Genomic DNA, 26197 nt, shown 5'->3' with positions numbered 1-26197 from the left:
GCGATCAGCGCTCCCCGCCTTGCGCCCTGCGCCGCGCTTCGGCGCGCTCCTCGAGGCGAAGGGCGATCCAGCCGGCGACGAGAACCAGCACGGCTCCGGCGACCGACAGCGAAATATCGAGGTGCTGGGGCAAGGTCCAGCCGAACTTCTCCCATACCGGGTCGGTCGCGATCAGCTCGCCGGCGATCCAGCCCAGAAGGCCGGCGCCGAACCACACCAGAAGCGGAAAGCGCGACAGCGCCTGCATCAGCAGTCCCGCGCCGAACACGACGATCGGCACGGAGACGGCGAGGCCGAAGACGATCAGCGGCATGGAGCCGCGCGCGGCGCCGGCGATGGCGATCACATTGTCGAGCGACATCACCGCATCGGCCATGACGATGGCGGCGACGGCGCCCCAGAGATCCTCCTTCGCGGCGACGTGATGCTCCGTCTCGTCGATGAGCAGCTTGGTCGCGACGCCCAGCAGCATCACGCCGCCGAGCGCCTTCAGCGCCGGCACGCCCATCAGCTGAATGACGACGAAGGCGAAGGCGATGCGCAGCAGCACGCCGCCCGCCGCGCCGAGCGCCACGCCCCAGCGCCGCTTGGCCGGCGGCAGCTTATGGCAGGCGAGCGCGATGAGCACGGCGTTGTCGCCGGAGAGGAGGAGGTCGATCCAGATGATCTCGAAGATTTCGAAACCGGCGGAGAGTTCGTCGCCGTTCATTTGATTTGAAGTTCCATATCTGCCCGGGGGCAGCGCGCCGCGATCATATCGTTCGCGGGCAGGCCGCGCCAGCAAGATCGGATGACAATGCAGCGCAATCGAGTGAAAGCAAGAAGGGGCGCTTTACCCTCCCCTTCATGGCTACCGCAGGCGCATATCTCGAAAAGGCGCCAACGCCGTCATGGCCGGGTCCACGACAAGCCCGGCCATGACGGCGGAAACGTGTCGAAGTCCTGGAGGGAACGACGGCGGCCTTGCGTCCGGCCGCGGCCGCGAGTAGAAATTCGGACGGTCGCGCTCGCGTCCGCCGGCATTTTCTGTTCTCAGTCGGATATTTTTCGATGAGCGATCTTTCGTCGAGCGTGAAGGCGGCGCGGCGGCCGATCGCAGCGCGCGCCAATCCTCTGATCGGGCGGCTCGTCGCGCTTTTGCTCCGAACGCCGATCTCCCCCAATCAGATTTCCGTTCTGAGCGTCTTCTTCGCCGCCGCCAGCGCCACGGCGCTGATCGAGGCGGCGCGCGCGCCCTGGCTCTATCTCGCGGCGATCTTCGGGGTTCAGCTGCGGCTGCTCTGCAACCTTCTGGACGGAATGGTGGCGGTCGAGGGCGGGCGCGCCTCGGCGACCGGGGCGCTTTATAACGAGGTTCCGGATCGCATCGCCGATTCTCTTCTCATCGTGGCGCTCGGCTACGCCGTCGGCGCGCCCGCTCTCGGCTGGGCGGGCGCCCTTTTCGCCGCGCTGACCGCCTATATTCGCGTTCTCGGCGGAACTCTCGGCCTGCCGCAGGACTTTCGTGGCCCCATGGCCAAGCCGCACCGCATGGCGGCGCTCACCGCCGCCTGCGCTCTCGCGCCGCTCGAAGCCTACGCCTTCGACACGAAATATGCGCTGACCCTCGCCGCCTGGCTCATAGCCGCGGGCTCGCTCGCCACTTGCGCGACGCGCCTGCGCGCCATGGCGCAGCGGCTGAAAGAGGCGCGCGCGGCATGATCGATCTGCTGCTGATCGGCCTGACCCGTTTTCTCGTCGGCGGACAGGCGGAGTGGCGAGAAGGCGCGCCCACGGCGAGGCAGCGCATCTATTTCGCCAATCATTCGAGCCATCTCGACACGCTGCTCATTTGGGCGGCGCTGCCGCGCTCGCTGCGCGCATGCACCCATCCGGTCGCGGCGGCGGATTATTGGGGCAAGGACGCGCTGCGCCGCCATATCGCCCAAAAGGTTCTGCGCGCCGTGCTCATCGATCGTTCCCGGCAGCAGACGCAGGACCCGCTGGACCCGCTGCGGGCGACGCTCGCCCGAGGCCGCTCGCTGATCTTCTTCCCCGAGGGCACGCGCAGCGACGGCGGGCCGCCGCGCCCGTTCAAATCCGGGCTGTTCCGCCTCGCCGAGGAGTTTCCCGCGGTCGAGCTCGTGCCCGTCTATCTGCGCAATCCGGCGCGCGCCTTTCCCAAGGGCGCTCTGCTGCCCGTGCCGATCGCCTGCACGCTGCATTTCGGCGCGCCGTTGCGGCTCGACTCCGGCGAGGAGCGCGGCGCCTTTCTGGATCGGGCGCGGGACGCCGTCGTGGAGCTGGCGCAATGACGGTCGGCGCGAAGCTCTTCGTTCTGTTCACCGGCGTCGTGGCGGTTCTGCTGCTCGCCTCCTTCATTGGCTGGCGCCTCGCCGAGCAGCCGGGCTCGAAATCCCGCAACGAGATGGTCGACAATCTCAATGCGCGGATCAGGGCCTGGTGGGCCATGATCGCGATCTTCGCTCTGAGCTTCATGCTGGGCAAGGCCGCGACGCTCGTCCTCTTCGCGTTCACCTCCTTCTACACGCTGCGCGAATTCCTCTCGCTGACGCCGACGAAGCCGGCCGACAATCTGCCGCTCGCCGCGGCCTTCTATCTGCTGCTGCCGCTGCAATATGTGTTGATCTGGATCGATTGGTACGGCCTGTTCGCCATATCGATCCCGGTCTATGGCTTCATTCTCGCGCCGAGCCTCGCGGCGCTCGGCGGCGAGGTGGATGATTTTCTGGTCCGCATCGCGCGCATCCAATGGGGGCTGATGCTCACCGTTTATTGCATCAGCCATGCGCCGGCGCTGCTCATCCTGTCGATTCCCGAATTCCAGGGCCAGGGCTTTCTGCTGCTGTTCTTCCTCATCACCGTCGTGCAATTCAGCGATGTGATGCAATATGTCTTCGGCAAGCTGTTCGGCCGCACGAAGATCGCGCCCTCGGTCAGCCCATCGAAGACGCTGGAGGGGCTTCTCGGCGGCGGCCTCTCCGCGGTGATCCTCGGAGCCTCGCTGTTCTGGATCACGCCCTTCTCCGTCTGGCAGGCCGCCGCCATGGCCGCCGTCATCGTCGCTATGGGCTTTCTCGGCGGCCTGTCGCTATCGGCGATCAAGCGGTCTATGGGCGCCAAAGATTGGGGCTCCATGGTGGAGGGACATGGCGGCGTGCTCGACCGGATGGATTCGGTCTGCTTCTCGGCTCCGGTCTTCTTCCATCTGACCCGCTATTTCTTCGCTCTGTGAGCGGGCGGCGAGGAGATCGGGTGACGGTTTCCTCGTCTGAGCTCGCGAAGCGGGCGTCTCGAAGGACGAGGAAACCTTCATGCAACGGAAGCAGCTCGAGCAGATCGTGGAAAACTGTACTTTTGGGTTCGACTACGAAGACTGGGAGAGCACGCTTCCCGAGCCTTCGGCGCTCCTTCCCCCGTGGGACAAGCGGAACGCCTCTTCCAGCGCCGATTCTCGTTGAGCCGACTGCCCTGGACAGAAGCGGATCGCAAGCTCTATTTCCGCGCCTTGGCCGCGAGATTCGGGGGCGCCGCGGCGCAGGGCGGCATGAAATCGGCGAGCTTCTTTTCGTCCGCGCCGGGCGCATGAGCGTCATGGCCGAGCAGCAGCGGCAACCAGCCGAGCGCGTCGTCGGCGTGGACATAAATGTCGAAGCGAGCGGGCCCGTTCGGAATCTCGGCGCGGCGGCAGAACAGGCCGCCGGACAGATCGAGCGCGCCATGTCCTTTCGCGCCGCTCTCGCGCCAGCGCTTTCCCTCCTCCTGCGCGGCGCGGGCAGCCGCGAGATCGCGCCGGTCGGCCTCGAAGATCGCGAGCCTGCCGCTCGTCGCCGCATCGAGCTCGGCGAGGGCCGGTAGATCTTCCTCATGCGCTGCGGAGACGAGACGAATCGTCAGCACATGCTTCGCGTCCTCCTCGCCGTCACGCCAATAGGTGACGACGACGCGCGCGCCGGCAGGCGTGGGCTCGAGCCATTCGGGCGCGCGCAGCGCGACGCGCAAGGGCGCGACGTCGGCCGTCGACAGATTGAAGGCGCGCAGCTTCCATTGGGTGGACAGAGGGACGCCGTTACAGGCCGATAGCGACAGAGCGAGGGCGAGCGCGAGGGGAGGGAGGCCGCGGGTCATGGCTGCATCCTTGCAAAACATTAATAAATTCATGTTTGACATTAAAAATATTGCATGTCAAATCGTTTTGCCGCGTGAGGATCCCGCCTCGCGCCAGCAAAGGACGCGAGCATGAACCTCCTTTCGATTTCGCAGAACGAGCGCCTCCGCGAGCTGCGCGGGCGCATCGGCTGGATTTGCCAGACGATTCGCGTTTTCGTCATTCTCTTCCCCCTCGCCGATCTCGCCACGGTGATCGCCTTCTGGATCGACCATGAGGCGGTCGAGCGGCATTTTCGCGCCTTGCTGCAAATCGATGTCGCCGGCGCATCCTCGGAACAATACGCCGTTGCTCTGGCGGTCGGCTTGGTCGTCTGGCTGTTCGTCGCGGCGACCTGCGCCTGCCTGTGGCGCGTCTTCACGCTCTATCTGAACGGCGGCGTGTTTTCGGTCGAGGCGGCCAAATGGCTTCGCCGGGCGGGGCTTCTCGGCCTCGCGACGCTGCTCCTCGAGGTGGCGGCGCGCTCCGCGATCATCTTCTCGCTCGCCGCGCATCTCCCGCTCGGTCAAAATCAGCACGGATATATAAGGCTCGAGGACCTGCTCAACGTCATCTTCGCGCTGATGCTCGTCGCCATCGCGCATATCTTCAAGACCGCCGCCGACATTGCTGGCGAGCATGCGCAATTCGTGTGAGCGCCCATGGCGATCTTCGTCGATCTCGATGTGATGCTCGCGCGGCGCAAGATGCGCTCGCGCGAACTCGCGCAGCGGATCGGCGTCGCCGAGCAGAACGCGAGCCTGTTGAAATCCGGCGCGGTGAAAGGAATCCGCTTCGACACGCTGGCAAAAATCTGCGAGGCGCTGGACTGTCGGCCGGGCGATATTCTCGACTATCGCCCGGAGAAGGAAGGCGGCGACGTGACGCCTCTCACTTCAGGAAGACATAGATGTCGACCTCGAGCCCGTCGTCGTCGCTGGTCTTCAGATCGGTGAGATATTCCTCGACGAATAGATTCTTCGTGTCGAGGCCCTTCTCGTCCAGGAAGGCGGTGATCGCCTCATAGGTCGAGTCGATTTCCGCATAGGGGCCGCGATGCTGGAACTTCAGCGCCTTGCCGGCCGGCGAGGCGCCGATCTCGACGCTGCCGTCGAGCTTGGGCTTGCCCTCGGGCGCTTTGGCGAGCGGCAGCATCGCCTCGAAATGGAAGCCATTGTCGTCGGTCTCGGTGAAAGCGACGAACGGGCGGCCGTCCGGCGTCAGTCCCGCTTTATCCGCCGCCGCTTTCGCCGTCGCCAGGGCGTCCGCCAGCGTTTTCAGACCATCCGTCCAGGCTCCCTGGCCGCGCAGCCGGGCGACGGGACGCGCCGGAATGTCGATCGCCTGGCCCGCGATCGCGTCGGCCGGCGCTTCCACCACGGCCTCGGGGGCCGGCTCGCCGAGATCGAGCTTGGGGGGCGGCGCGAGCGGGCTCTCCGGCGCCGGCGCCGGAGCGGCGGGGGCGGCGGAAGGCGCCGGCGCCTGCGCCTGCGCCACCCGAGCGGGCGCGACGACGGGCGAATCGCTCACGAAATTTTGCGTCGCGACATAGCCGCCGACGGCGAGAATGGCGACAAGAGCGGCGAGCCAACCCCAGAGGCCTTTCAGCTTCTGCATGAAATCACACTCCTTTTCCGAAAAGCTTCAGCCTCGCCCCGGGCGGCGCGCGCGACCGGCAGGCAAACGCCCGGGTCTTTCGAGCGGCGGCCTTGGCGCGTCGCGGTCGATCCTTCTATATACTCCTGCAACAGGAAATGAACGTCATCATGACCAGCCCTCTCGCCGATCGTCCGATCCTTCGCATGAACGGGATCGGCAATGAGATTTTGGTGCTCGATCTGCGCGGGACCAGCCTCGAGGTCGCGCCGGCGGAGGCGCGCGCCATCGCCCGCGCGCCGGGACTGCGCTTCGACCAGCTCATGACGCTGCACGAGCCGCGTGGGGCGGGCGCCGACGCCTTCATGCGCATCTACAACAATGACGGCTCGCTCTCCGGCGCCTGCGGCAATGGCACGCGCTGCGTGGCTTTCGTTCTCGGCGAGAAAGGGGAGGGCGACGCCCTTCTTCTGGAGACGGCGGCGGGGCCGATTCGCACATGGCGGCGGGGGGAGGCCCTGTTCACGGTCGATATGGGCGCTCCGCGGCTCGACTGGCGCGCAATTCCGCTGGCGGGCGAGGGCGCCGACACTGCTCATGTCGCGCTGGCGCCGCCCGTCGCCGGCGCGCCGGCCGGCTTCTCGGCGGTGAATATGGGCAATCCGCATGCGGTGTTCTTTGTCGAGGACTTGGCGGCGATCGATCTCGACGCGCTCGGGCCGGTCATCGAGACGCATCCACTGTTTCCCGACCGCGTGAATGTGTCCTTCGCCCACGTGGCCGCGGCGAACGATATCCTGCTGCGGGTATGGGAGCGGGGAACGGGCGCGACCAAGGCCTGCGGCTCGGCCGCCTGCGCCACGCTCGTCGCCGCTTCGCGCGCCGGTCTCTGCGGACGCGAGGCGCAGGTGCGCCTTCCCGGCGGCGAGCTCGACATCGCCTGGGGCGCAAATGATCATGTGCTGATGACCGGCCCGGTCGAGCTCGAATTCGAGACGCGGCTCGATCCGCGCATTTTTCGAGAGCAAGAGGCGTGAGCGCGCTCGACGTCGTCACCTTCGGCTGCCGTCTCAATGTCGTCGATTCGCAGGCGCTGCTGCGCGAGGCGCGCGCCGAGGCGACGGGAGACGTCGTCATCGTCAACACCTGCGCGGTGACGGCGGAGGCGACGCGCCAGGCGCGCCAGGCGATCCGCCGCCTGCATCGCGAGCGGCCGCGGGCGGAGATCGTCGTCGCCGGCTGCGCGGCGCGCATCGATCCGCAGCGTTTCGCCGCCATGGAGGGGGTGACGCGGGTGCTCGGCGAGGCGCAGGATGCGCCCGTCGCGCAGAGCGCGTCGGAAGGGCAGACGCGCGCCTTCCTCGCCGTGCAGAACGGCTGCGATCATCGCTGCACCTTCTGCGTCATTCCGTTCGGCCGCGGACCCGCGCGCTCCGCGCCGCCGCAGGATGCGATCGCCGAGGCGCGGCGGCTCGTCGCGAGCGGGCGGCGCGAGATCGTGCTGACCGGCGTCGATCTCACCAGCTACCGATATCAGGACGTCACGCTCGGCGCGCTCGCGCGCGCCATTTTGCGCGCGGCGCCGGAGCTCGAGCGCCTGCGCCTCTCCTCGATCGACTGCATCGAGGCCGACGCCGATCTTGTCGAGCTGATGGCGCAAGAGCCGCGGCTCGCCCCGCATCTGCATTTGTCGCTGCAATCGGGCGACGATCTCGTCCTGAAGCGGATGAAGCGGCGCCATTCGCGCGCCGAGGCCGTTCGCTTTTGCGAGGACATGCGGGAGGCGCGGCCGGACATCGTGTTCGGCGCGGACTTCATCGCCGGCTTTCCGACCGAGACCGAGGAGATGTTCGCGCGCACGCTCGATCTCGTCGAAGCCTGCGGGCTCACCCATCTTCACGTCTTCCCCTTCTCGCCGCGCCCCGGAACGCCGGCGGCGCTGATGCCGCAGATGGACGGCGCGATCGTGAAGGAGCGCGCGGCGCGGCTGCGCGCGGCGGGGGATGCGGCGCTGGCGCGCCATCTCGACGCGCAGCGCGGCAAGCGGCTGCGGGTCTTGACCGAGCGCGGCGGCCTCGCGCGCGCGGCGGATTTCACCCCGATGCGCACGCCGGGCGAAGAGCCCGGACGAATGCTCGACATGATCGCGACGGATCATGACGGGCGCGCGCTGATCGGAGCGCAGGCCGGCCGAGGATAGTCGCGGACGTCGAGATTCTCGTTCGGCGAGGGATCGAATCCCCGCGATCGAGGTTAGCCTCTCATCGGCCACGACCCCGAGAGGCAATCATGAACACGGCCAATCTTCAGCTCGAAGGCGTCTATGCGGTGCTCGCCGCTCTGTTCGGCGCGCTGCGCGACAAGGGCCTGCTCGCCGAAGGCGAGATCGACGCTCTGCTCGCCGGCGTCGAGCAGCGCCTCGCCTCCGATCCGCAGCGTCCGCAGGAGCTGCGCGAGGCGAATATCGACGCCATCTGCTTTCCGGCGCGCTTCCTGCGGCTCGCGCTCGGCGAGAGCGCGGCCGGCGAAGACCTCTCCTTCGCGCGGCTCACGGCTCGCGTCGGACGCGAGAAGGCGGAGCGCGGGCGTGAGGACGCTCAGATGGAATAGCTGAAGGAATCGTAGGAGAGCCGGCTCAGCAGCTGGTCCATGTCGCGGGCCGGCTCGGCGCAGCCGGCGGCGCCGATCACGCTCGCCGGCACGCCCGCGACGGTCACGTTGCGCGGCACCGGCCGCAGCACCACCGAGCCCGCCGCGATGCGCGAGCAGGCGCCGACCTCGATATTGCCGAGAATTTTCGCGCCGGCGCCGATCATGACGCCGCGCCTGACCTTCGGATGGCGGTCGCCGCTCTCCTTGCCGGTGCCGCCGAGCGTGACATTCTGCAGAATGGAGACGTCGTCCTCCACCACCGCCGTGGCGCCGACGACGAGTCCGGTCGCATGATCGAGAAACACGCCGCGGCCGAATGGCGCGGCCGGATGAATATCGGTCTGGAAGGCGTCCGACGCGCGGCTCTGCAGATAGAGCGCGAAATCGCGCTGGCCTTTCGTCCATAGACGATGAGCGAGGCGGTGCGTTTCGATCGCATGAAAGCCCTTGAAGAAGAGCAAGGGCTCGATGAGGCGGCCGCAGGCGGGATCACGCTCGGCGATCGCCTTGATGTCGGCGCGAAAGGCCTCGCCGATCGATGGGTCTTCGTCGAGCGCGCGCGAAAATGCGTCGATGATGATGTCGGCGGGCATGGCGCCATTGCCGAGGCGCGCGGCGACCCTGTGAATGACGGCGTCCTCGAAACAACGCCGATTGACGACGGCCGCCATGACGAGGCTCGCCAGCGCGCCCTCGCGCGCGAGCGTCGCTTCCGCCTCCTCGCGGATATGCGCCCAGAGCGCGTCGCCGGAGGACAGGCGCACGGCTGCGCGGTTCATCGCGGGCGCTTCGTCGCGATCGGCCGGCTCATTGGCGTCCATGCGCGTCCTCGCTCATTTGTCGCGGCGTCGGCCGCTGGAGCCGGTCATATGTGGCGCCTCGCCATGGCTTCGTCCAGTTTCGGCGTTGATTCGCTTCCGCGCAGCGCGGCGTCGGCGAGCCGCCGGATCGCCCGCGCCGCCTCCGCCTCGTCGAGGCTCCCATAACCGAGGCGCAGGCCGCGGCCCGTCTGCGGCGGCGCGGCGAAGCAGGTCGAGGGCAGCATGCGCAAGCCGTTGCGCGCGGCGTTCGCCTCGAGCGCGTCGAGCGTCGCCTCGTCGCGAAACCGCGCCCAATAGGCGAGGCCGCCGTCGGGGACGGAGAAGTCGACGAGATCGCCGAAGGCGGCGCGCAGAGCGGCGCCGAAAGCGTCGCGCCGGCGCGCATAAATCTGCCGGGCCTTGCGCACATGGCGGCGCAACTCGCCTGAGCGGATCAGCTCGGCGACGGCGAGCTCGGTCAGCGCATTGCCCTGGCGGTCGATGGTCGCCGCGACATTGGCCATGGCGCGCGCGACCTCCTGCGGCGCGGCGATATAGCCGACGCGCAGGCCCGGCAGCAGCAGCTTCGACATGGAGCCGATATAGATCGTGCGTCCCGGCGCATAGCTCGCCATCGGCAGCAGCGGCTGGCGCTCGAAATGAAATTCGTGATCGTAATCGTCCTCGATGACGGCGAAGCCGTGCTCGGCCGCGAGCTGCAGCAGCTTCAGCCGCCGCTCGGGAGTGAGCGAGACGGTAGTGGGAAACTGATGATGCGGCGTCACATAGACGGCGCGCACGGCGCGCCGCGCGCATTCGCGCTCGACATCCTCGACGACGAGTCCGTCCGCGTCGAGGCCGACGCCGATCACCTCCGCGCCCGCCGCCGCGAAAGCGTCGCGCGCCGCCGCATAGGACAGGCCTTCGACGAGCACGGCGTCGCCCGGCGAGAGCAGAATGCGCGCGGCGAGAAAAATGCCCATCTGGCTGCCGCGCGTGACGCAGATCTCATCCGCGTCGACGACGACGCCGCGATGCGTCGCGAGCATGTCGGCGATCATGCGCCGCAGATCGAGCGCGCCGCGCGGATCGCCATAGCCGAGCCCGCCCGCGCGCGCGGCGCGCTGTCCCGCCTCGCGATGCGCGTGCAGCAGCGTGTCGATCGAGAAGAGGCGCGGGTCCGGCAGGCCGTCGTCGAGGACGATCCGGTCCTGCCCGGCGAAGACCAGCCGCGGCTCGGGCGCTGCGTGAAAGGCGAATTCCGCCGAGCGCGCATCGGCGCGCGCGCCGCTCTCGGCCGGCCGCGTCTCCGGCAGTTGTGTGGAGATGAAGGTTCCGCGCGTGCGGTCGGTCGAGAGCCAGCCTTGCGCGACGAGATCGTCATAGGCGAGGACGATGGTCTTGCGATTGACGCCGAGCGTCGCGGCGAGCTCGCGGCTGCTCGGCAAAGGCGCGCCGGGCACGAGGCGTCCGCGTTCGATCTCATGGATGAACGCATGGACGATTTGCAGATAGAGCGGCGCGCCGCGGCGCGCATCGATCCGTTCGGACAGGTTGAACGTCCACGGACGCAGCATTGGACCCCTCCGTTTCGGCTTTTGGTTATTGTCGCAGGGCCGCTGCGAGCTTCGATCGGCTGGGACTGAGATGTCAAGAGAGGGGCTGGACCCCTCGCGATCGCAGAGTTGGCGGTTTTCGGCGGCCGCCGTTCCGGTAGCGTCAGGTTCGCTCGCTATCGGGAGGAACATCGATCATGCAGACCAAAAGCAACTCGGTCGCCAAAGCGCTGCTCGGAATCGGCGGAGTGCTCGGATTCTTTTTGATCCTGATGCATTTCCTGACGCAATTGTTCCGCTGAACGCATATCCTCTCGCCAGAGCGGGAGGCTCGCGCGTCCGATGGCGACGCTGGGCCGGCGGCGGATCGGGAACCGCCGCAGACCTCGCGCTCCCCTCGGACGCGCATTCGCGCGTTCAGCGCCGTCCCCGGGGCATCAGGAGCAGAGCGAGGGCTCGTTGCGCCGGATCGTCGCCACGATCCGCGCGGCCGACGACAGCAGTGGCGCGACCTCCGCGACGCCGGCGTCCGTCGGGAGGACGCGCATCGCTTCCAGCACCGGCAACGTCTCGTCGGGCAGCGCGCCGCAGGCGACGAGACGGCGAAGGTCCTCGTCGCCGGAGTCGGCCGCCTGCTCGCCGCGCGCCGCAAGCAGCGCCTGCGCCGCGGCGCGCAGCGCGCGAGCGAGCAGAGGCGGCGCCTCTTCCGGAAAGCCGCCCTCGGCGAGCGTTCGCGCCATGCGCAGCGTGCGGTCGGCTTCGGCCATGGCGTCGCCGCCGCGACGCATCGCGGGCGCGCCGTCTTCGCGCGGCAGCGCCGACGAGCGATGCAGCTCGCGCGGCTCGCCGGAAAAACGCAGCAGTCCGGCTTCGGCCAGGCGCCGCGTCGCGCGCCAGCTTCGCAGGTCCATGAGGTCCACCGCCGGCGCGTCGAGCGTTGCGACGCGCGCCGTCTCCTCGGCGAGCGCCGCGTCGTCGGCGTCGAGCACGACGAGGAGGCGCGCCGCGCCCTCCGCGCCGCGACGCTCCTCGACGAGCAGAACATGCTCGCCCAAACGGTTCAGCAGATCGTCGACGAAGAGCTGCTGCGCCGAGACGATGCGCGGCGCAATGCGCGGGCGCTCCATCATCGCCTGCATGCGCTCGATGAAGGCGGCGCGGCCGGAGGGCATTTTGAGCTCTGAGAGATCGCCTTCGCCGTCGAGCACGCCGTCGGCGAGCGCCTGCTTCTGGCCGATGAGATGCAGAATATTGTGCTCGATCGTTCCTTCGGCGACGAGGTTGACGACGCTCACCGAGCGCTGCTGATTCTTGCGCCATGCGCGGGCGATGCGCTGTTCGAACTTTGCCGGATTCCATGGCAGATCGATATTGATCACCGCGCTCGCGACCTGGAGATTGAGGCCGACGCCGCCGCTGTCGGTGGAGAGGAACAGCCGGCAGGCCGGATCGCGCTTGAAGCGGTTGATCTCGGCGCGCCGGCGCTCCTGCGTCACCGAGCCCGTATGCCAGGCGGCCTCGACGCCCATTTCCGCGGCGAGCTCGCGAATCATCGTCAGCATCCGCTCCCATTCGGAGAAGATGATGATCTTGCGGCCCTCGTCCTCGAGCAATTCGCCGAGAATTTTTTCCAGCTCCTCGAGCTTGGGAGAGACGCGGCAAGCCGGATCGAGGATCGCCGGCGTGTCGCAGACCATGCGCATGCAGGCGAGCAATTGCTGCAGCCGCTCGAATTCCTGCTGCCGCAGCGGGCGCTTCTGCGCCTGGGCGATCAGCCGCGCGGCGGGAATGCTGTAATCCTCATAGCGGAGCTTCTGCTCGTCGCACATCGGCACGAGATAGGTTTTGACCGTGCGCCCTGGCAGCTCCTTCTCCACCTCGGCCTTGCGGCGACGCAGCATCAGCGGCGCGATGCGCTCGCGCAGCTGCGCGAGATTCTTATAGTCGACGGGCCGGCCGCGCTCGTCCAGCTCATAGAAGTCGCGATTGAAGCGGAACAGCGAGCCGAACACGTCCGGATCGAGATATTGGACGATCGAATAGAGTTCGTCGATGCGGTTCTCGATCGGCGTGCCGGTGAGCACGAAGGCGTGAGCCGCGCGCAGCGCCTTCACCTGCCGCGCCGTTTTGGTGCGCCAGTTCTTGATGCGCTGCGCCTCGTCGAGCACGACCACGTCGGGCGCGAGGAGACGGGTGACGTCGTCGGCATCGCTCGCCACCTGCTCGTAATTCACGACGGTGAAGAAGGCGGGCGCGCCGCCATAGGCGGCGAGCCGCTGCGCGCGCGATCCGAACACGAGGCGGCAGTCGCGGCCGCAAAAGCGCGCGATCTGCTCCTCCCATTCCGCTTTCAGCGAGGTCGGACAGACGACGAGAACCTTGGTGATCTTTTTGCGGCGCGCCAGCAGCTCGCAAGCGGCGATCGCCTGAATGGTCTTGCCGAGGCCCATGTCGTCGGCGAGCAGGGCGCGCTCGCCGAAAGCGAGATGAATGGCGCCGGTCCGCTGATAGGGCAGCAGCGGCAGCTTCAATATGTCGAGTGTCTCGCGTCCGGCGGCGAGGTCGTCGCGAAAGGCCGCGGCCGCCTCGACGCGGGCGCGATTGCGCCGCGCCCGCTCGATCCATGGCGCGAAGCCGCGCGAGACGCGCAGCCGGGCGCGCGCCGGCTCCGGCGCCGCGGCGACGGCGTCGATGAGGCGCGCGATCTCTTCGGGGTCCGCCTTCGGCCGACCGTCCGTCCCGAGATAAGGCGCCAGCCATTCGCGCGCCTGCGCGACAGCGGCGTCGTCGGAGGCGGCGGGCCAGAGGATCCCGGGGGTCGCTTCGCCGCGGCGGTCGAGAAAAATCTCGACGAAAGCGCTTCCCTCGGTCGCCGCAGCGCGAAAGGCGCGGCTCTTGCCGCGGCGCAGAGCCGCCAGCGTTCCCTCGATGTGCTTGCAGGTTCCGAGGCCGTTTACCGCCGCATCCACGCAGCCGCAGGAATTGACCTGCTCGGAAAGGCTCCGAATCTCGACGTCATAACCGCGCCCGCCGGCCGAGCCGACGCGAAAATCGCCGAAGAAGCCATGCTCCGACGTCAGCGCGACGACCTCGCCGATCTCGGTCTGGCCGCGCCAGCGGCGCATCGCGATCTCGTCCTCGTCGCTGGTGCGCCAGCCGGCGGCTGCGACGCGCTCGAGCACCGCTTTGGCTTTCGTTCTGCCCTTGCGCGCTTTTGCCGCCGGCGCGCCGCGCTTGCGGCTCGCGGCTCCGGTCGTCGATTTGTTCTTGCCGGCCATTGCGCTCGATCTCCGCCGACGACCCGCGGGCGAATCGCGAATCTCACGATCGAGGATCGGCAAGGCGCGAGCGTCGCGCAACGGCCTGCGGCTGGAACGCACAGCTTTCGCGCGGCTCACCAGCCGGCAATGCGCGTGCAGGAGCCGTCGGCCTGAAAGCCATAGCGCGCGCCACAGGCATAGGCCGTCGGCGGCTCGCCGGTGCGCTCGAAGAGATCGTAGCCTTCCTTCAGATTTTGCCAGAAGCCGGCCCATTGCCGCCGTTCCGGCGGGACCGCCCACAGGCTGGTCCAATCGCCTTTCGTCTCTTTGGCGAGCGCCTCTTCTGTCAGGCGAAAGGGAAAGATATGCACCGGCACGTCGTGCTGGCCGCCGCGCAGCGCCGCTTCCACGAAGCCGTAGATCTCCTCGATGACCTTGTCGGTCATGGCGAAGCAGCCGACCGACTTGCAGGCGCCATGCACCATCAGCGCGCCGCCGGTGCGGCCGTTGCGCCGGTCATAGGCGTTGGGGAAGCCGATGTCGAAGGCGCGGTGATAGGCGGAGTTCGGATTGAGCTGGCGCGCCGACACGCTGTAGAATCCTTCCGGCGACTGGTAATCGCCGGAGCGCAGCTTCGGACCGAGGCCGCCGGACCATTTGCAGATCGAATAAGTCTTGTAGAGCGAATAGCGGCCGTCCCGCTTCAGCCATAATTCGAGCTCGCCCTCTTTCTTGAAGATGCGCACATAGGCGGCGGCGCCGAGGCGGAAATTGCCGTCCTCGCGGCGGGGAAAGGGCGCGGCCGAATCGCTCGCCGGGGCGAGCGATGCGAGAGTGATCGGCGTCGCGGGCCCGGCGAATTCGCGCGGACGCGCCGGCGGCCGCGGCGCGACGACCCCGAAATAGCCGAGCGATGCGAGCTCCACCGGCCGGGCGGGCGGCAAGGGCGCGGGGAATCCGGCGGCAGGCTCCGGCGCAGCGGCGCGCTCGATGGCGACGACGGGCGACGGCTGCTCCTCCGCAGGCGCGGCGGCATGCCGCCGCGGGCCGAAATTCTGCAGCAGCGCGCCATAGGGCGCGCCGAGGAGGCGGGGCCTCGTGTCGTTCGCGTCGGTCGTACGAACGGCCGCGGGAGCAGGGCGCGCCGCGTCGAGCGGCGCATTCCAGGCGATGGCGGCGAGCACGCACGCCTCCACGAGGCCGAACGACAGGGCGACGGCCAGCAGGAAGAGGCGAGGCTTGCTGGTCCTCATGGCGACCCGTTACGACGAAACGCGAGCGACACGAGCCATTACAGAACCCGAACAAGGCAAACAAAAGGCTAACGCGGGGCGCGCGACCGCAGGCGATCGATCGAAATGCCGGAAAGGGCGTTCGGGTGAAGCGGCCTTCGAAGCATTCACCGAACCGCCTCGCGCGAGGCGCCGCGCTTCAATGCCCTTCGAATGTGACCAGCTTGCGCACGGGCACGCCGAGCGCCTCGATCTTCTTGGCGCCGCCGAGATCGGGCAGGTCGATCACGAAACAGGCGGCCACGACCTCGGCGCCGACCTGCTGCAGCAGCTTGATCGCGCCCTCGGCCGTGCCGCCGGTGGCGATGAGATCGTCCACCAGGATGACGCGCTCGCCTTTCACGACGGCGTCCTCGTGCACCTCCATCTCGTCGACGCCATATTCCAGCGAATAGGCGATGCGCACGGTCGTATGCGGCAGCTTGCCCTTCTTGCGCACCGGCACGAAGCCCGCCGACAGCTGATGCGCCACGGCGCCGCCGAGAATGAATCCGCGCGCCTCCATGCCCGCCACCTTGTCGATCTTGGTTCCGGCCCAGGGCTGCACCAGCTCGTCGACGGCGCGACGGAACGCCCGGGCGTCGCCGAGCAGCGTCGTGATGTCTCGGAACATGATGCCGGGCTTGGGATAGTCGGGAATGGTGCGAATTGCGGAGGCGAGAGGCATGTTCGAAACTCGGCGCATGGTGAGGGTTTCGCCCCCACTCATAGCGCATTCCCGCGCGGAAGGACATCCGACGTCAACGGGGCCGCGGCTCGCGCCCCGAGAACGTCCAGATCACGCCGCGGAGCCGCCCCGTTTGCACATCAGGCTCGCGCCGTCGCAGATTTTCGAGGGTTCGCTCATGGCTCTTTTTCGATTCGCGCGCATTCTCGCGCTCGCGGGCGGCGCGTTCGCCGCCGTGGCCATCGTCTATGAAGCGGTCTCCGTCGCGCTCGCGCGCGCCGAAACGCCGAGCTTGTTCGCGCCCTATGAGGCGATCACCGACAATGGCGCGAAGCGGCCCGCCGCTCTTTCCGACGAGCGGGCGGAAACCTTGATCCGGGTGCAGGACCCGGACTTCTGGACGCGCGAGGACGGCGTCGACTGGAGCGCGCCGCTGGCGACCACGGTCGCGCAATCCGTGGTCAAGCGCCTCTATTTCGATGATTTCAAGCCCGGCTTCGCGAAGATTCGCCAGACGCTGATCGCTCAATTCGCCGTCGGGCCGCTCGCCTCCAAGAACGCGCAGCTCGCGGCCTTCATCGAGGTGAACGGATTCGAGGCTTCGGCGCGCAAATGGTTCGGCAAGCCGCTTGCGGAGCTGACGGACGACGAGTTTCTCTCCCTCGTCGCCACCAACAATAATCCGCGGGACTATGCGCCGGGAACGGCGGCGAACGCCGAACGTGTGAGCCGCATCGAGAAATATCTCGCGGGCCTCTGCGAGCGGCGCGGGCTCGCCGACGTCTGGCTGGCGAGCTGCGGCTAGGAGCGGTCTCCGCTCGAACGGAAATCGTTCGAGCCTATACAGAAATCCGCTGTTCCGCTTCGCCGGTCGAATTGAAAGGGCTTTCGCAAAGGAGCGAGCCTTGAAGGCTCGCGGTGCAGACCCGCCCTTTCGGACCGCGAGCCTTCAGGCTCGCAGTCGAGAAAGCGGAAATAAGCTTAAGCTTACCGCGGCTCATTTCGGCAGCAGGCGCCAGAGCGTGCGCACATGCGCCTCGAGGCGTTCCTCTCCCGGCCGGACGGCGACGGAGGCGGCCGCTTCCGTCGCCATTCCGCGCGCGGCTTTCGGAGACGCATAGGCCATGGGCGCGCTCTGCCCGGCGTCGATCTCGACGAGATCGCCGAGCTTCATCGCCGCGCCTTCGGCGAGCAGCCGCGCGCGCTTTTGCGCATTGGCGACCGCCCGGCCGAGCAGCGCGTCCTCGCGCTCGGCGCGATCGCTGACGCGAAAGGCGACGCCCTCCAGCTGATTGGCATGCGTCGACAGAAGCTTGGCGAGAAGGTCGCCGACTTGCTCGACATTGGCGGTGGTCACGACGAGCTGCGTCGAGGCGCGAAAGCCGGTGAGCGCTTGGCGGACGATCTGCGTCTTCGGCTCGCGCGCCTCCGAATAGACCGGCGACAGGTCGACGCTGGCGGTCTTCACATCCTTGCGGGCGATTCCGGCGGCCTCGATCTCCTGCGCGAGGCCGGTCGACTGGCGCGCCAGCGCTGCGGTCGCTTCCGCCGCCGTCGGCTTTTCGGCGAAGACGCCGAGCGTGATGTCGGCGCGATCGGGGACCACGGTCTCGACCGCCGTTCCGCCGACATCGACGACGGGAAAATCCCTGACCGGCTTGCTGCTCTGCGCGAGCGCCGGCGCGGCCAGCATCACGCAGGCGAGAAGCGAGAGATTGCGCATCACGAGCCTCCACATCGGCGCGACGCTCGCCGTCATTTGGGCGCGCCGACGCGCGCGAGAATGACGCCGAGCTTTTCGATCAGCTGCGGGTCGCGCGCCTCCGGCGCGGTCAGAATGGCGCTGTCGAGCGCGCGGTCCGAGCCGATCGGGCAGGGCTCGTGCTCCTTCGGAAAATCCTCGAGCAGGCGTGCGAGCAGGCGGCTCGCCTTGTCGGCGTTGGAGCGCACCACCTCGATCACCGCCGCGACCTCGACGTTGTCGTGCTCGGGATGCCAGCAGTCGAAATCCGTCACCATCGCGATGGTCGCGTAAGAGAGCTCGGCTTCGCGCGCGAGCTTGGCTTCGGGCATCGCCGTCATGCCGATCACGTCATAGCCCGCGCCCTTATAGGTCAGCGATTCCGCATAGGACGAGAATTGCGGCCCCTCCATGCACACATAGGTTCCGCCCTTCACGGCGGCGATGCTCTCCGCCTCGGCCGCCGCGGCGATTCGCGCCGCGAGCAGAGGCGCGACCGGGTGCGCCATCGACACATGCGTGACGCAGCCATTGCCGAAGAAGGAGGATTGCCGGCCGAAGGTGCGGTCGACGAATTGATCCGGCAGCACGAACAGGCCCGGATAGAGCTCCGCCTTGAACGAGCCGCAGGCCGAGACCGAGACGAGATCGGTGACGCCCGCCTGCTTCAGCGCATAAATATTCGCCCGATAATTGATGCCGGACGGCGAGAGCGCATGCCCGCGTCCATGGCGGGGCAGGAAGACGACCTCGGTTGCGCCCACCTCGCCGAAATGCAGCGCGTCCGAGGGCTCGCCCCAGGGCGTCGTGACGCGCTCCTCGCGAATATTGTGCAGCCCGGGCAGATGATAGACGCCCGATCCTCCGATGATGCCGACCACCGCGCGCGCCATGCTCAATCCTCCAAAGCTCTCCCAATCGCGCCAGGAAGTGCCATGCGCGCCTCGCGCGCGCAAGCGGCGACCCGGAGGCGGCTCCGGGGAAAGCCGGCCGAAAATCCAAAACCTCTGTCAAGTCAAAGGTAAAGGCAAAGCTGCGGCGCCGCGGCCGGAACAAATGGCGCTTTTTTGGGCGGCGCCGAAAACTGCCCGCGCTGCGGTCGCCGCAGGGTTGCGCCGCAAAATGGTCCGTGTTAGGGGACGGGCGCCTTGGAGCTTTGGCGTCACCGCCTTCGCTCCTTCCCCCGACAATCAAGTTTGCTCGAGGCCATTGCGGGACACTTCGCAACACTTATCGCGCGCGACGCGCGCGAGCTTCGAGCAACGACGATCCGAGAGCGAGACTGAAGTGGCTTCAGGCGGAGACGATCTTTCCGGAGTAGCGGGCCGATATGCGTCGGCCCTGTTCGATCTCGCGACGGAGCAGGGCTCGGCCGACGAGGTGGCGCAGGCGCTGGCCGGTTTCGGCGCGCTGATCGACGAGAGCGCCGATCTGAAGCGCCTCGTGAAGAGCCCGGTGTTCTCCGCCGAGGAGCAGATCAAGGCCCTCGGCCCCGTTCTCGCCGGCGCGGACATCTCCGGGATCGCCGCCAATTTCATCCGGCTCGTCGCCTCCAAGCGGCGCCTGTTCGTCCTCCCCGACATGATCGTCGCCTATAAGCAGCTGCATGACGCCTCCAAGGGCCTCGTGCGCGCCGAGGTGACGGTCGCGGCGCCGCTCGCCGATCATCACGAGAGCGCGCTGCGCGAGGCGCTGGCCGGCGTCACCGGCGGCAAGACCGTGGGTCTCGACGTCAAGGTCGATCCGTCGATCATCGGCGGACTCGTCGTCAAGCTCGGCTCGCGCATGGTCGACGCCTCGCTGAAGACCAAGCTCAATTCCATTCGCACACGCATGAAAGAGGTCGGCTGATGGCTATCCGCGCCGCAGAGATTTCCGCGATCCTCAAGAACGAGATCGCTAATTTCGGCAATGAGGCCGAAGTCACCGAGGTCGGTCAGGTCCTCTCCGTCGGCGACGGCATCGCCCGCGTCTACGGCCTCGACAATGTCCAGGCCGGCGAGATGGTGCAGTTCGAGAACGGCGTCACCGGCATGGCGCTCAACCTCGAGAGCGACAATGTCGGCGTCGTGATCTTCGGCTCCGACCGCGACATCAAGGAAGGCCAGACCGTCAAGCGCACCGGCGCCATCGTCGACGTTCCGGTCGGCAGGGGTCTGCTCGGCCGCGTCGTGGACGCGCTCGGCAATCCGATCGACGGCAAGGGTCCGATCAACGCCGAGACGCGCGCCCGCGTCGATGTGAAGGCTCCCGGCATCATTCCGCGCAAGTCCGTGCATGAGCCGATGGCGACCGGCCTCAAGGCGATCGACGCGCTGATCCCGATCGGCCGCGGCCAGCGCGAGCTCATCATCGGCGACCGCCAGACCGGCAAGACCGCCGTGGCGCTCGACACCATCTTGAACCAGAAGTCGCTGAACGACGGCGACGACGAGAAAGCCAAGCTCTACTGCGTCTATGTCGCGGTGGGCCAGAAGCGCTCGACCGTCGCGCAATTCGTGAAGGTGCTGGAGGAGCGCGGCGCGCTCGACTATTCGATCATCGTCGCCGCCACCGCCTCCGATCCGGCGCCGATGCAGTTCCTGGCGCCTTTCGCCGGCTGCGCCATGGGCGAATATTTCCGCGACAACGGCCTGCACGCCGTGATCGTCTACGACGACCTCTCCAAGCAGGCCGTCGCCTATCGCCAGATGTCGCTGCTGCTGCGTCGTCCTCCGGGACGCGAGGCCTATCCGGGCGACGTGTTCTATCTGCATTCGCGCCTGCTCGAGCGCGCCGCCAAGCTCAATGACGAGCGCGGCTCCGGCTCGCTGACCGCTCTGCCGATCATCGAGACCCAGGCCAATGACGTGTCGGCCTACATCCCGACGAACGTCATCTCGATCACCGACGGCCAGATCTTCCTCGAGACGGACCTCTTCTATCAGGGCGTTCGTCCGGCGGTGAACGTCGGCCTCTCGGTGTCGCGCGTCGGCTCCGCCGCGCAGACCAAGGCGACGAAGAAGGTCGCCGGCAAGATCAAGGGCGAGCTCGCGCAATATCGCGAGATGGCCGCCTTCGCGCAGTTCGGCTCCGATCTCGACGCGGTGACGCAGCGCCTCTTGAACCGCGGCGCGCGCCTCACAGAGCTCCTGAAGCAGCCGCAGTTCTCACCGCTGAAGATGGAAGAGCAGACCTGCGTGATCTACGCCGGCGTCAACGGCTATCTCGATCCGTTGCCGGTCGGTCGCGTGCGCGCCTTCGAGGACGGATTGCTGTCGCTGCTGCGCACGCAGTATCCGAACATCCTCGAGTCGATCCGCACGACGAAGGATCTGCCGGACGCCACCGCCGCCGAGCTGAAGAGCGTCGTCGACGCCTTCTCCAAGTCCTTCGCCTGAGCGCGCAACCTTAGGACCGGAAACATTGGCCCGTCATTGCGAGAGAAGCCGAGCAATCGAGAGCCGCGGGGCGGCTCCGCGATTGCCGCGTCCCTTCGCTCCCAGCAATGACGGCGCCGCTCTGGTCGCAATGAGACGGGTTCTCTCATGCCCTCGTTGAAGGATCTTCGAAACCGCATATCTTCCGTCAAGGCGACGCAGAAGATCACCAAGGCCATGCAGATGGTCGCGGCCGCCAAGCTGCGCCGCGCCCAGGCGGCGGCCGAGGCGGCGCGTCCCTATGCGGAGCGCATCGAGAAAGTGCTCGCCAATCTCGCCGGCGGCGTGTCATCGGGCGCGCCGCTGCTGCTGACCGGCAATGGCCGCGACGAGACGCATCTGCTCATCGTGGCGACCGCCGAGCGCGGCCTCTGCGGCGCGTTCAACTCCTCGATCGTCCGGCTCGCCCGCGAGCACATCGCGCGCCTGCAGGGGCAGGGCAAGACAGTCAAGATTCTCTGCGTCGGCAAGAAGGGCTACGACCAGCTGCGCCGCCAGTATGAGAAGAACATCATCGAGCTGGTCGAGCTGCGCGGCGTGCGCCAGCTCGGCTTCGACAATGGCGACGCCATCGGCCGCAAGGTGATCGAATTGTTCGAGAGCGGCGAGTTCGACGTCGCGACCTTGTTCTTCTCGCAGTTCAAATCGGTGATCCAGCAAATCCCGACCGCGCTGCAGCTCATTCCGGCGCAGATTCCGACCAATGAGAACGCCGCGACAGCGAGCGGACCGCAGCCGTCCTATGAATATGAGCCCGGCCAGGACGAGATCCTGACCGTTCTGCTGCCGCGCAATATCTCGGTGCAGATCTTCCGCGCGTTGCTCGAGAACGCCGCTTCCGAGCAGGGCGCGCGCATGAGCGCGATGGACAACGCCACGCGCAACGCCGGCGACATGATCAAGAAGCAGACGACGCTCTACAATCGTTCGCGCCAGGCGATCATCACCAAGGAACTCATCGAGATCATCTCGGGCGCCGAGGCGCTCTGACGTCGAGAACAACAGTCGAGAGGACGAGACAATGGCTACCCCCACGAGCACGGGTCACATCACGCAGGTGATCGGCGCTGTCGTCGACGTGAAGTTCGACGCTTACCTGCCGGAAATCCTGAACGCGCTGGAGACCACCAATCAGGGCGCGCGCCTCGTGCTCGAAGTCGCGCAGCATCTCGGCGAGAATTCCGTGCGCACCATCGCCATGGACTCGACCGAAGGTCTCGTGCGCGGCCAGGCGGTGACCGACACCGGCGCGCCGATCTCGGTTCCGGTCGGCGACGAGATGCTCGGCCGCATCATCAATGTGATCGGCGAGCCGGTCGACGAGGCCGGTCCGATCAAGACGACCGCGCGCCGCGCCATCCATCAGCCGGCGCCGTCCTACGCCGAGCAGGCGACCGAGGCGCAGATCCTCGAGACCGGCATCAAGGTCGTCGACCTGCTGGCGCCTTACGCCAAGGGCGGCAAGATCGGCCTGTTCGGCGGCGCGGGCGTCGGCAAGACCGTCATCATCATGGAGCTCATCAACAATATCGCCAAGGCGCATGGCGGCTATTCCGTCTTCGCCGGCGTCGGCGAGCGCACGCGCGAGGGCAATGACCTCTATCACGAGATGATCGAGGGCGGCGTCAACAAGAAGCCCGAAAACGGCTCCGCCGCCGGCTCCAAGGCCGCGCTGGTCTATGGCCAGATGAACGAGCCTCCGGGAGCCCGCGCCCGCGTCGCCCTGACCGGCCTCACCGTCGCCGAGGACTTCCGCGACAAGGGCCAGGACGTGCTGTTCTTCGTCGACAACATCTTCCGCTTCACCCAGGCGGGCTCGGAAGTGTCGGCTCTGCTCGGCCGCATTCCTTCGGCGGTGGGCTATCAGCCGACGCTCGCCACCGACATGGGCGCGCTGCAGGAGCGCATCACCACGACCACCAAGGGCTCGATCACCTCGGTGCAGGCCATTTACGTGCCGGCCGACGATCTGACCGACCCGGCGCCGGCCGCCTCCTTCGCCCATCTCGACGCGACCACCGTGCTCAACCGCTCGATCGCGGAAAAGGGCATCTATCCGGCGGTCGATCCGCTCGACTCGACCTCGCGCATGCTCTCTCCGGCGATCGTCGGCGAGGAGCATTACGAGGTCGCCCGCAAGGTGCAGTCGACTCTGCAGCGCTATAAGTCGCTGCAGGACATCATCGCGATCCTGGGCATGGACGAGCTGTCGGAAGAGGACAAGCTGACGGTGGCGCGCGCCCGCAAGATCGAGCGCTTCCTGTCGCAGCCGTTCCATGTGGCCGAGGTGTTCACCGGCGCGCCGGGCAAGCTCGTCGCGCTCGCCGACACCATCAAGGGCTTCAAGGGTCTCGTCGAGGGCCAGTACGACCATCTTCCCGAAGCCGCCTTCTATATGGTCGGCACCATCGAGGAAGCCGTCGAGAAGGCCGCCAAGCTCGCCAAGGAAGCGGCTTGATCCGTTAATCGCCGAGCGGACGCGCATTGGCTCGCCACCGCATGTCCGCTCGGAGTTTTTTGGTTTTGCAGGATTTTGATCGGAAAGCCGGTTCCCGCTTTTCCGAAATCCTGCTTAGACGACGGAGCCCTTCATGGCCACGTTCCACTTCGAACTCGTCTCTCCCGAAAAGCTGTTGTTCTCGGGAGAGGTGGACGCTGTCGTCGCGCCGGGCGCCGAAGGCCAGTTCACGGTTCTCGAGAGCCATGCGCCGCTGATGACGGTGCTGAAGCCGGGCGTCGTCGAGATCGACGAGGCCGGCAAAAAGGACAGGCTGTTCGTGCGCGGCGGCTTCGCCGATGTCGGGCAGGGCGGCTTCACCATCCTCGCCGAATTTGCGATCCCGGTCGCCGAGCTCGACGCCGCCAAGATCGACGCCGACATCAAGAACGCGGGCGAGGATGTCGCCGACGCCAAGTCCGACGAGGCGCGCCGCCTCGCGGCGGAAAAGCTCGATCAGCTGAAAGAGCTGAAGGCGGCGCTGGGATTGTAAGATCGAAATCGAGACTCTCGACGCGCGCCCCTTCTTCCACGAGTGGGAGAAGGGGCCGCCCCAGGTAATCGGGTGAAGGATTACAGCCCAATCACCCTCATCCTGAGGAGCCCGCGCAGCGGGCGTCTCGAAGGATGGCTACGGGCAGAAACCATTGATTGCGCCCCGCGCGGCCGTCCTTCGAGACGCCGCCTGCGGCGGCTCCTCTGGAAGAGGGTTGGGGATATTATCCTCCCGCCTATCTCAAGAATTCCGCCCCATTCAATTGCTGCCTCAGCTCGAAGCTGCGGAATTGCGTGAAGATCGGCGCGAGCCAGGCTTTCAGCGCGGCGCGGACGACAATCGACATGGCGGGCGGCGGCGCGACGAGAAATCCGCTCAGCGACAGCTCAGGCGATTCGAGCGATCGCGCCACGGCGGCGTCGAGCGGAGCGATGACGAATTTCCGCGACGCCGGATAATGCGCGAGAATCTCATGCGCGGCGGCGCCGAGCGGCGAGGCGCCTTCATTGTTGACGACGACCATCGCCACATCGCTCCAGGCGGCGTGAAGGGCGTGCGCGCGCGCGAGGCTCGTCTGCGAAGGGTCGACATGGAACAGGATGACCGGCTCGACGCCATTGCGACGCGCTTCCTCGACGAAGCCGATCTCTCGAACCGTGCCGAAAAAGCGATCATAGGAGCGGGACCAGACGTCGACGATCTTCGGCGTCTCGTCATTGACGAGCAGCCGGTCGAACAGAGAAATCTGTCCCTTGATATCGGCGGCGTCGACGGCGCGGACATGGGCGGGAAACAGCTCCGCATAGCGCGAGGCGTGCGGATCGGTGTCGAAGCCTTCGACCGGCGCATGGCGCGACAGGTGGAAATCCGTCAGCAGCCGCGCGGTCGTCGAAACACCCGTGCGTGGATGCGGCGAACAGGCGACGAACACGAAACTGCGTCGTCTCATCTCTCCACTCTCGTCGCGCCGCGCTCTCGTTCGCAGCGCCCTCGCGCGCTCAGCGCGCCTCTCTGCCAGCGATCAGCTCCAGCAGGCGGATGCGGTCGAATTCGTCGGCGATCTTGCTCTGCCATGTGCGCACATAGCCGCGCAGAACGAAGGAGTGATCGGCGGGCTCGCCGTCGGCGGCGCGATTGGCGACGAAGGTCGAGAAGGACGTCCCGGCAAGCTCGACCTGCTCATAGGACAATTCGTTCAGCTTGGGGATGGTCACCTCGCCGGCGGTCTCCACCTTCTCGAAATAGCGCCGGTGCGTCACCGGGTCCCATTCGAAAAAGGTCGTGTCGTTGACATGGTTCTTGACGAGGAAATAGTCCGCGTCATCGACATAGGGCGCGACCTCGGCGATCTCGTCGAGCGAGGCGATGGACGAGCCGAGCACATGAAACAGGATGAAGGTGACCTCGCGCTCGCGCACCGCATCGAGAAAGCCGGTGTCCTGCAGCGCCTGCAGCGCCGGCTCGAGCCCGCCGGCGCGCACGTCGACGACGCTGACCTTGACCTCCGCCGTGCCGAGCGTATCGATGATCTTCATCTGATCGGAGGTCGAGGTGAGGTCGACGATCGTCGTCTGATCGGGATGGAAACGGCGCAGCGTTCCACGCGGCGTCTCCGTGTCGAAGGCGCGCGTCAGCACATTGTTCGCCGCGAGATAATCGAGCAGCGCGCGCGCGATCGTCGTCTTGCCCACGCCGCCCTTGTCGGCGCCGACGACGATCACGGCCGGCTTGACCCTTTGTCCGACAAAAGTGGGCGGCGCCTTCTCCCGGGCGGAGAGGCCTCTATCGTCACGTTTCGCGTCTTTGGATGGTCTTTGAGCCATGGCGTAGCACCTATAGCGGCGTCGCCCGGGTCCGGGCGGGAGCGACAAGAACTCTTTAGCATTTATGGTTTGCATGCGCCGAGCCTTTTCTCGCCTCGCGGCGCGCCGGACGCCGCGGATCGAATATCACACAGGAGTATTGTAGTTTTGTGGCCAGCGGCTTCGACCTATAGTGAATTGACATTCGCGCGCCGACAGATAAGTAGACCGCGACTTGCAAAGGGACGGCCGCGGCGGCGGGCGCGGAGAAG

The 26197-nt window shown here is 67.0% G+C and carries 27 protein-coding genes; 15 read left to right on the top strand and 12 right to left on the bottom strand.

The genetic code is table 11. The annotated features are described in order from the left end of the window. Positions 1-4 precede the first annotated feature (4 nt). Complete coding sequence (locus tag K3F48_RS03790) at positions 5-709, bottom strand: TerC family protein (RefSeq protein ID WP_222574064.1); 705 nt, start codon at positions 707-709, stop codon at positions 5-7. A 341-nt stretch (positions 710-1050) separates the two neighbouring features. On the opposite strand from K3F48_RS03790, the gene K3F48_RS03785 reads away from it, so the two are divergent. From K3F48_RS03785 to K3F48_RS03770, 4 genes are all read left to right on the top strand, one after another. After that, positions 1051-1701, top strand: a complete 651-nt coding sequence (locus K3F48_RS03785; protein WP_222574063.1) for a CDP-alcohol phosphatidyltransferase family protein — start codon at positions 1051-1053, stop codon at positions 1699-1701. After that, a complete protein-coding gene (locus K3F48_RS03780; protein ID WP_222574062.1) occupies positions 1698-2294 on the top strand; it encodes a lysophospholipid acyltransferase family protein in 597 nt (198 codons plus the stop codon). The genes K3F48_RS03785 and K3F48_RS03780 overlap by 4 nt, the downstream gene beginning before the upstream one ends. Further along, complete coding sequence (locus K3F48_RS03775; protein WP_222574061.1) at positions 2291-3235, top strand: phosphatidate cytidylyltransferase; 945 nt, start codon at positions 2291-2293, stop codon at positions 3233-3235. Before K3F48_RS03780 ends, K3F48_RS03775 begins: the two co-directional genes overlap by 4 nt. Before the next feature lie 79 nt (positions 3236-3314). Continuing rightward, on the top strand, positions 3315-3461 hold the full coding sequence (locus tag K3F48_RS03770) for a hypothetical protein (protein WP_222574060.1): 147 nt from the start codon (positions 3315-3317) through the stop codon (positions 3459-3461). Positions 3462-3495: 34 nt separating this feature from the next. Here K3F48_RS03770 and K3F48_RS03765 read toward each other — a convergent pair whose 3' ends face one another. Beyond that, positions 3496-4128, bottom strand: coding sequence for a hypothetical protein (locus tag K3F48_RS03765; protein ID WP_222574059.1), 633 nt, complete (start codon positions 4126-4128; stop codon positions 3496-3498). Between the two features lie 111 nt (positions 4129-4239). Between K3F48_RS03765 and K3F48_RS03760 the strand changes: the two genes are divergently transcribed. Further along, positions 4240-4803: a DUF2975 domain-containing protein gene (locus K3F48_RS03760; protein ID WP_222574058.1), complete on the top strand. Its 564-nt coding sequence runs from the start codon at positions 4240-4242 to the stop codon at positions 4801-4803. A gap of 6 nt (positions 4804-4809) precedes the next feature. Continuing rightward, a complete protein-coding gene (locus K3F48_RS03755) occupies positions 4810-5103 on the top strand; it encodes a helix-turn-helix transcriptional regulator (RefSeq protein WP_222574057.1) in 294 nt (97 codons plus the stop codon). Here K3F48_RS03755 and K3F48_RS03750 read toward each other — a convergent pair. Then, positions 5039-5764 (bottom strand): GyrI-like domain-containing protein, encoded by a 726-nt coding sequence (locus K3F48_RS03750; RefSeq protein WP_222574056.1) that lies wholly within the window; start codon positions 5762-5764, stop codon positions 5039-5041. The two genes, K3F48_RS03755 and K3F48_RS03750, sit on opposite strands and share 65 nt — an antisense overlap. 149 nt (positions 5765-5913) lie before the next feature. Between K3F48_RS03750 and dapF the strand changes: the two genes are divergently transcribed. The 3 genes from dapF (at position 5914) to K3F48_RS03735 (ending at position 8353) form a co-directional block, all read left to right on the top strand. Next, a complete protein-coding gene (gene dapF / locus K3F48_RS03745) occupies positions 5914-6780 on the top strand; it encodes a diaminopimelate epimerase (RefSeq protein WP_222574055.1) in 867 nt (288 codons plus the stop codon). Then, positions 6777-7943 carry a MiaB/RimO family radical SAM methylthiotransferase gene (locus K3F48_RS03740; RefSeq protein ID WP_222574054.1) on the top strand — a complete coding sequence of 389 codons (1167 nt, stop codon included), beginning with the start codon at positions 6777-6779 and terminating at the stop codon, positions 7941-7943. Before dapF ends, K3F48_RS03740 begins: the two co-directional genes overlap by 4 nt. An 89-nt stretch (positions 7944-8032) precedes the next feature. Next, entirely contained in the window at positions 8033-8353 is a 321-nt protein-coding gene (locus K3F48_RS03735; protein ID WP_222574053.1) for a hypothetical protein, read from the top strand. Here the strand turns inward: K3F48_RS03735 and cysE are convergent. From cysE to K3F48_RS03710, 5 genes are all read right to left on the bottom strand, one after another. Then, a complete protein-coding gene (cysE, locus tag K3F48_RS03730) occupies positions 8341-9216 on the bottom strand; it encodes a serine O-acetyltransferase (protein WP_222574052.1) in 876 nt (291 codons plus the stop codon). The two genes, K3F48_RS03735 and cysE, sit on opposite strands and share 13 nt — an antisense overlap. Positions 9217-9260: 44 nt before the next feature. Then, positions 9261-10772, bottom strand: a complete 1512-nt coding sequence (locus tag K3F48_RS03725; RefSeq protein ID WP_222574051.1) for a PLP-dependent aminotransferase family protein — start codon at positions 10770-10772, stop codon at positions 9261-9263. Positions 10773-11188: 416 nt separating this feature from the next. Further along, positions 11189-14029: a DEAD/DEAH box helicase gene (locus K3F48_RS03720; RefSeq protein ID WP_222574050.1), complete on the bottom strand. Its 2841-nt coding sequence runs from the start codon at positions 14027-14029 to the stop codon at positions 11189-11191. A gap of 116 nt (positions 14030-14145) precedes the next feature. Beyond that, positions 14146-15264 carry a murein L,D-transpeptidase family protein gene (locus K3F48_RS03715; RefSeq protein ID WP_222574049.1) on the bottom strand — a complete coding sequence of 373 codons (1119 nt, stop codon included), beginning with the start codon at positions 15262-15264 and terminating at the stop codon, positions 14146-14148. 178 nt (positions 15265-15442) lie between these two features. Beyond that, entirely contained in the window at positions 15443-15970 is a 528-nt protein-coding gene (locus K3F48_RS03710) for an adenine phosphoribosyltransferase (protein WP_222574048.1), read from the bottom strand. 178 nt (positions 15971-16148) lie between these two features. Here K3F48_RS03710 and K3F48_RS03705 point away from each other — a divergent pair, with 178 nt between their 5' ends. Then, positions 16149-16775, top strand: coding sequence for a transglycosylase domain-containing protein (locus tag K3F48_RS03705; protein ID WP_222574047.1), 627 nt, complete (start codon positions 16149-16151; stop codon positions 16773-16775). 192 nt (positions 16776-16967) lie between these two features. On the opposite strand, the gene K3F48_RS03700 is transcribed toward K3F48_RS03705, so the two are convergent. Then, positions 16968-17729 carry an SIMPL domain-containing protein gene (locus K3F48_RS03700; protein ID WP_255608141.1) on the bottom strand — a complete coding sequence of 254 codons (762 nt, stop codon included), beginning with the start codon at positions 17727-17729 and terminating at the stop codon, positions 16968-16970. Beyond that, entirely contained in the window at positions 17726-18604 is an 879-nt protein-coding gene (locus K3F48_RS03695; RefSeq protein WP_222574046.1) for an S-methyl-5'-thioadenosine phosphorylase, read from the bottom strand. The genes K3F48_RS03700 and K3F48_RS03695 overlap by 4 nt, the downstream gene beginning before the upstream one ends. A 394-nt stretch (positions 18605-18998) precedes the next feature. Here K3F48_RS03695 and K3F48_RS03690 point away from each other — a divergent pair, with 394 nt between their 5' ends. The 5 genes from K3F48_RS03690 (at position 18999) to K3F48_RS03670 (ending at position 24120) form a co-directional block, all read left to right on the top strand. After that, positions 18999-19562, top strand: coding sequence for a F0F1 ATP synthase subunit delta (locus K3F48_RS03690; RefSeq protein ID WP_222574045.1), 564 nt, complete (start codon positions 18999-19001; stop codon positions 19560-19562). Then, positions 19562-21091, top strand: a complete 1530-nt coding sequence (atpA, locus tag K3F48_RS03685; RefSeq protein WP_222574044.1) for a F0F1 ATP synthase subunit alpha — start codon at positions 19562-19564, stop codon at positions 21089-21091. The genes K3F48_RS03690 and atpA overlap by 1 nt, the downstream gene beginning before the upstream one ends. Before the next feature lie 147 nt (positions 21092-21238). Continuing rightward, entirely contained in the window at positions 21239-22120 is an 882-nt protein-coding gene (locus tag K3F48_RS03680; protein WP_222574043.1) for a F0F1 ATP synthase subunit gamma, read from the top strand. 31 nt (positions 22121-22151) lie between these two features. Beyond that, on the top strand, positions 22152-23588 hold the full coding sequence (gene atpD / locus K3F48_RS03675) for a F0F1 ATP synthase subunit beta (RefSeq protein ID WP_222574042.1): 1437 nt from the start codon (positions 22152-22154) through the stop codon (positions 23586-23588). 133 nt (positions 23589-23721) lie between these two features. After that, positions 23722-24120: a F0F1 ATP synthase subunit epsilon gene (locus tag K3F48_RS03670; RefSeq protein ID WP_222574041.1), complete on the top strand. Its 399-nt coding sequence runs from the start codon at positions 23722-23724 to the stop codon at positions 24118-24120. A gap of 238 nt (positions 24121-24358) precedes the next feature. On the opposite strand, the gene K3F48_RS03665 is transcribed toward K3F48_RS03670, so the two are convergent. Together K3F48_RS03665 and K3F48_RS03660 are read right to left on the bottom strand one after the other, a co-directional pair. After that, positions 24359-25072 (bottom strand): hypothetical protein, encoded by a 714-nt coding sequence (locus K3F48_RS03665; RefSeq protein WP_222574040.1) that lies wholly within the window; start codon positions 25070-25072, stop codon positions 24359-24361. Between the two features lie 49 nt (positions 25073-25121). Further along, positions 25122-25946 carry a hypothetical protein gene (locus K3F48_RS03660; protein ID WP_222574039.1) on the bottom strand — a complete coding sequence of 275 codons (825 nt, stop codon included), beginning with the start codon at positions 25944-25946 and terminating at the stop codon, positions 25122-25124. Positions 25947-26197: the final 251 nt, after the last annotated feature.

Source organism: Methylosinus sp. Sm6 (assembly GCF_019802345.1).
In the GTDB taxonomy this organism is placed as follows: domain Bacteria; phylum Pseudomonadota; class Alphaproteobacteria; order Rhizobiales; family Beijerinckiaceae; genus Methylosinus.
This window is presented reverse-complemented; position numbering and strand designations above follow the sequence as displayed.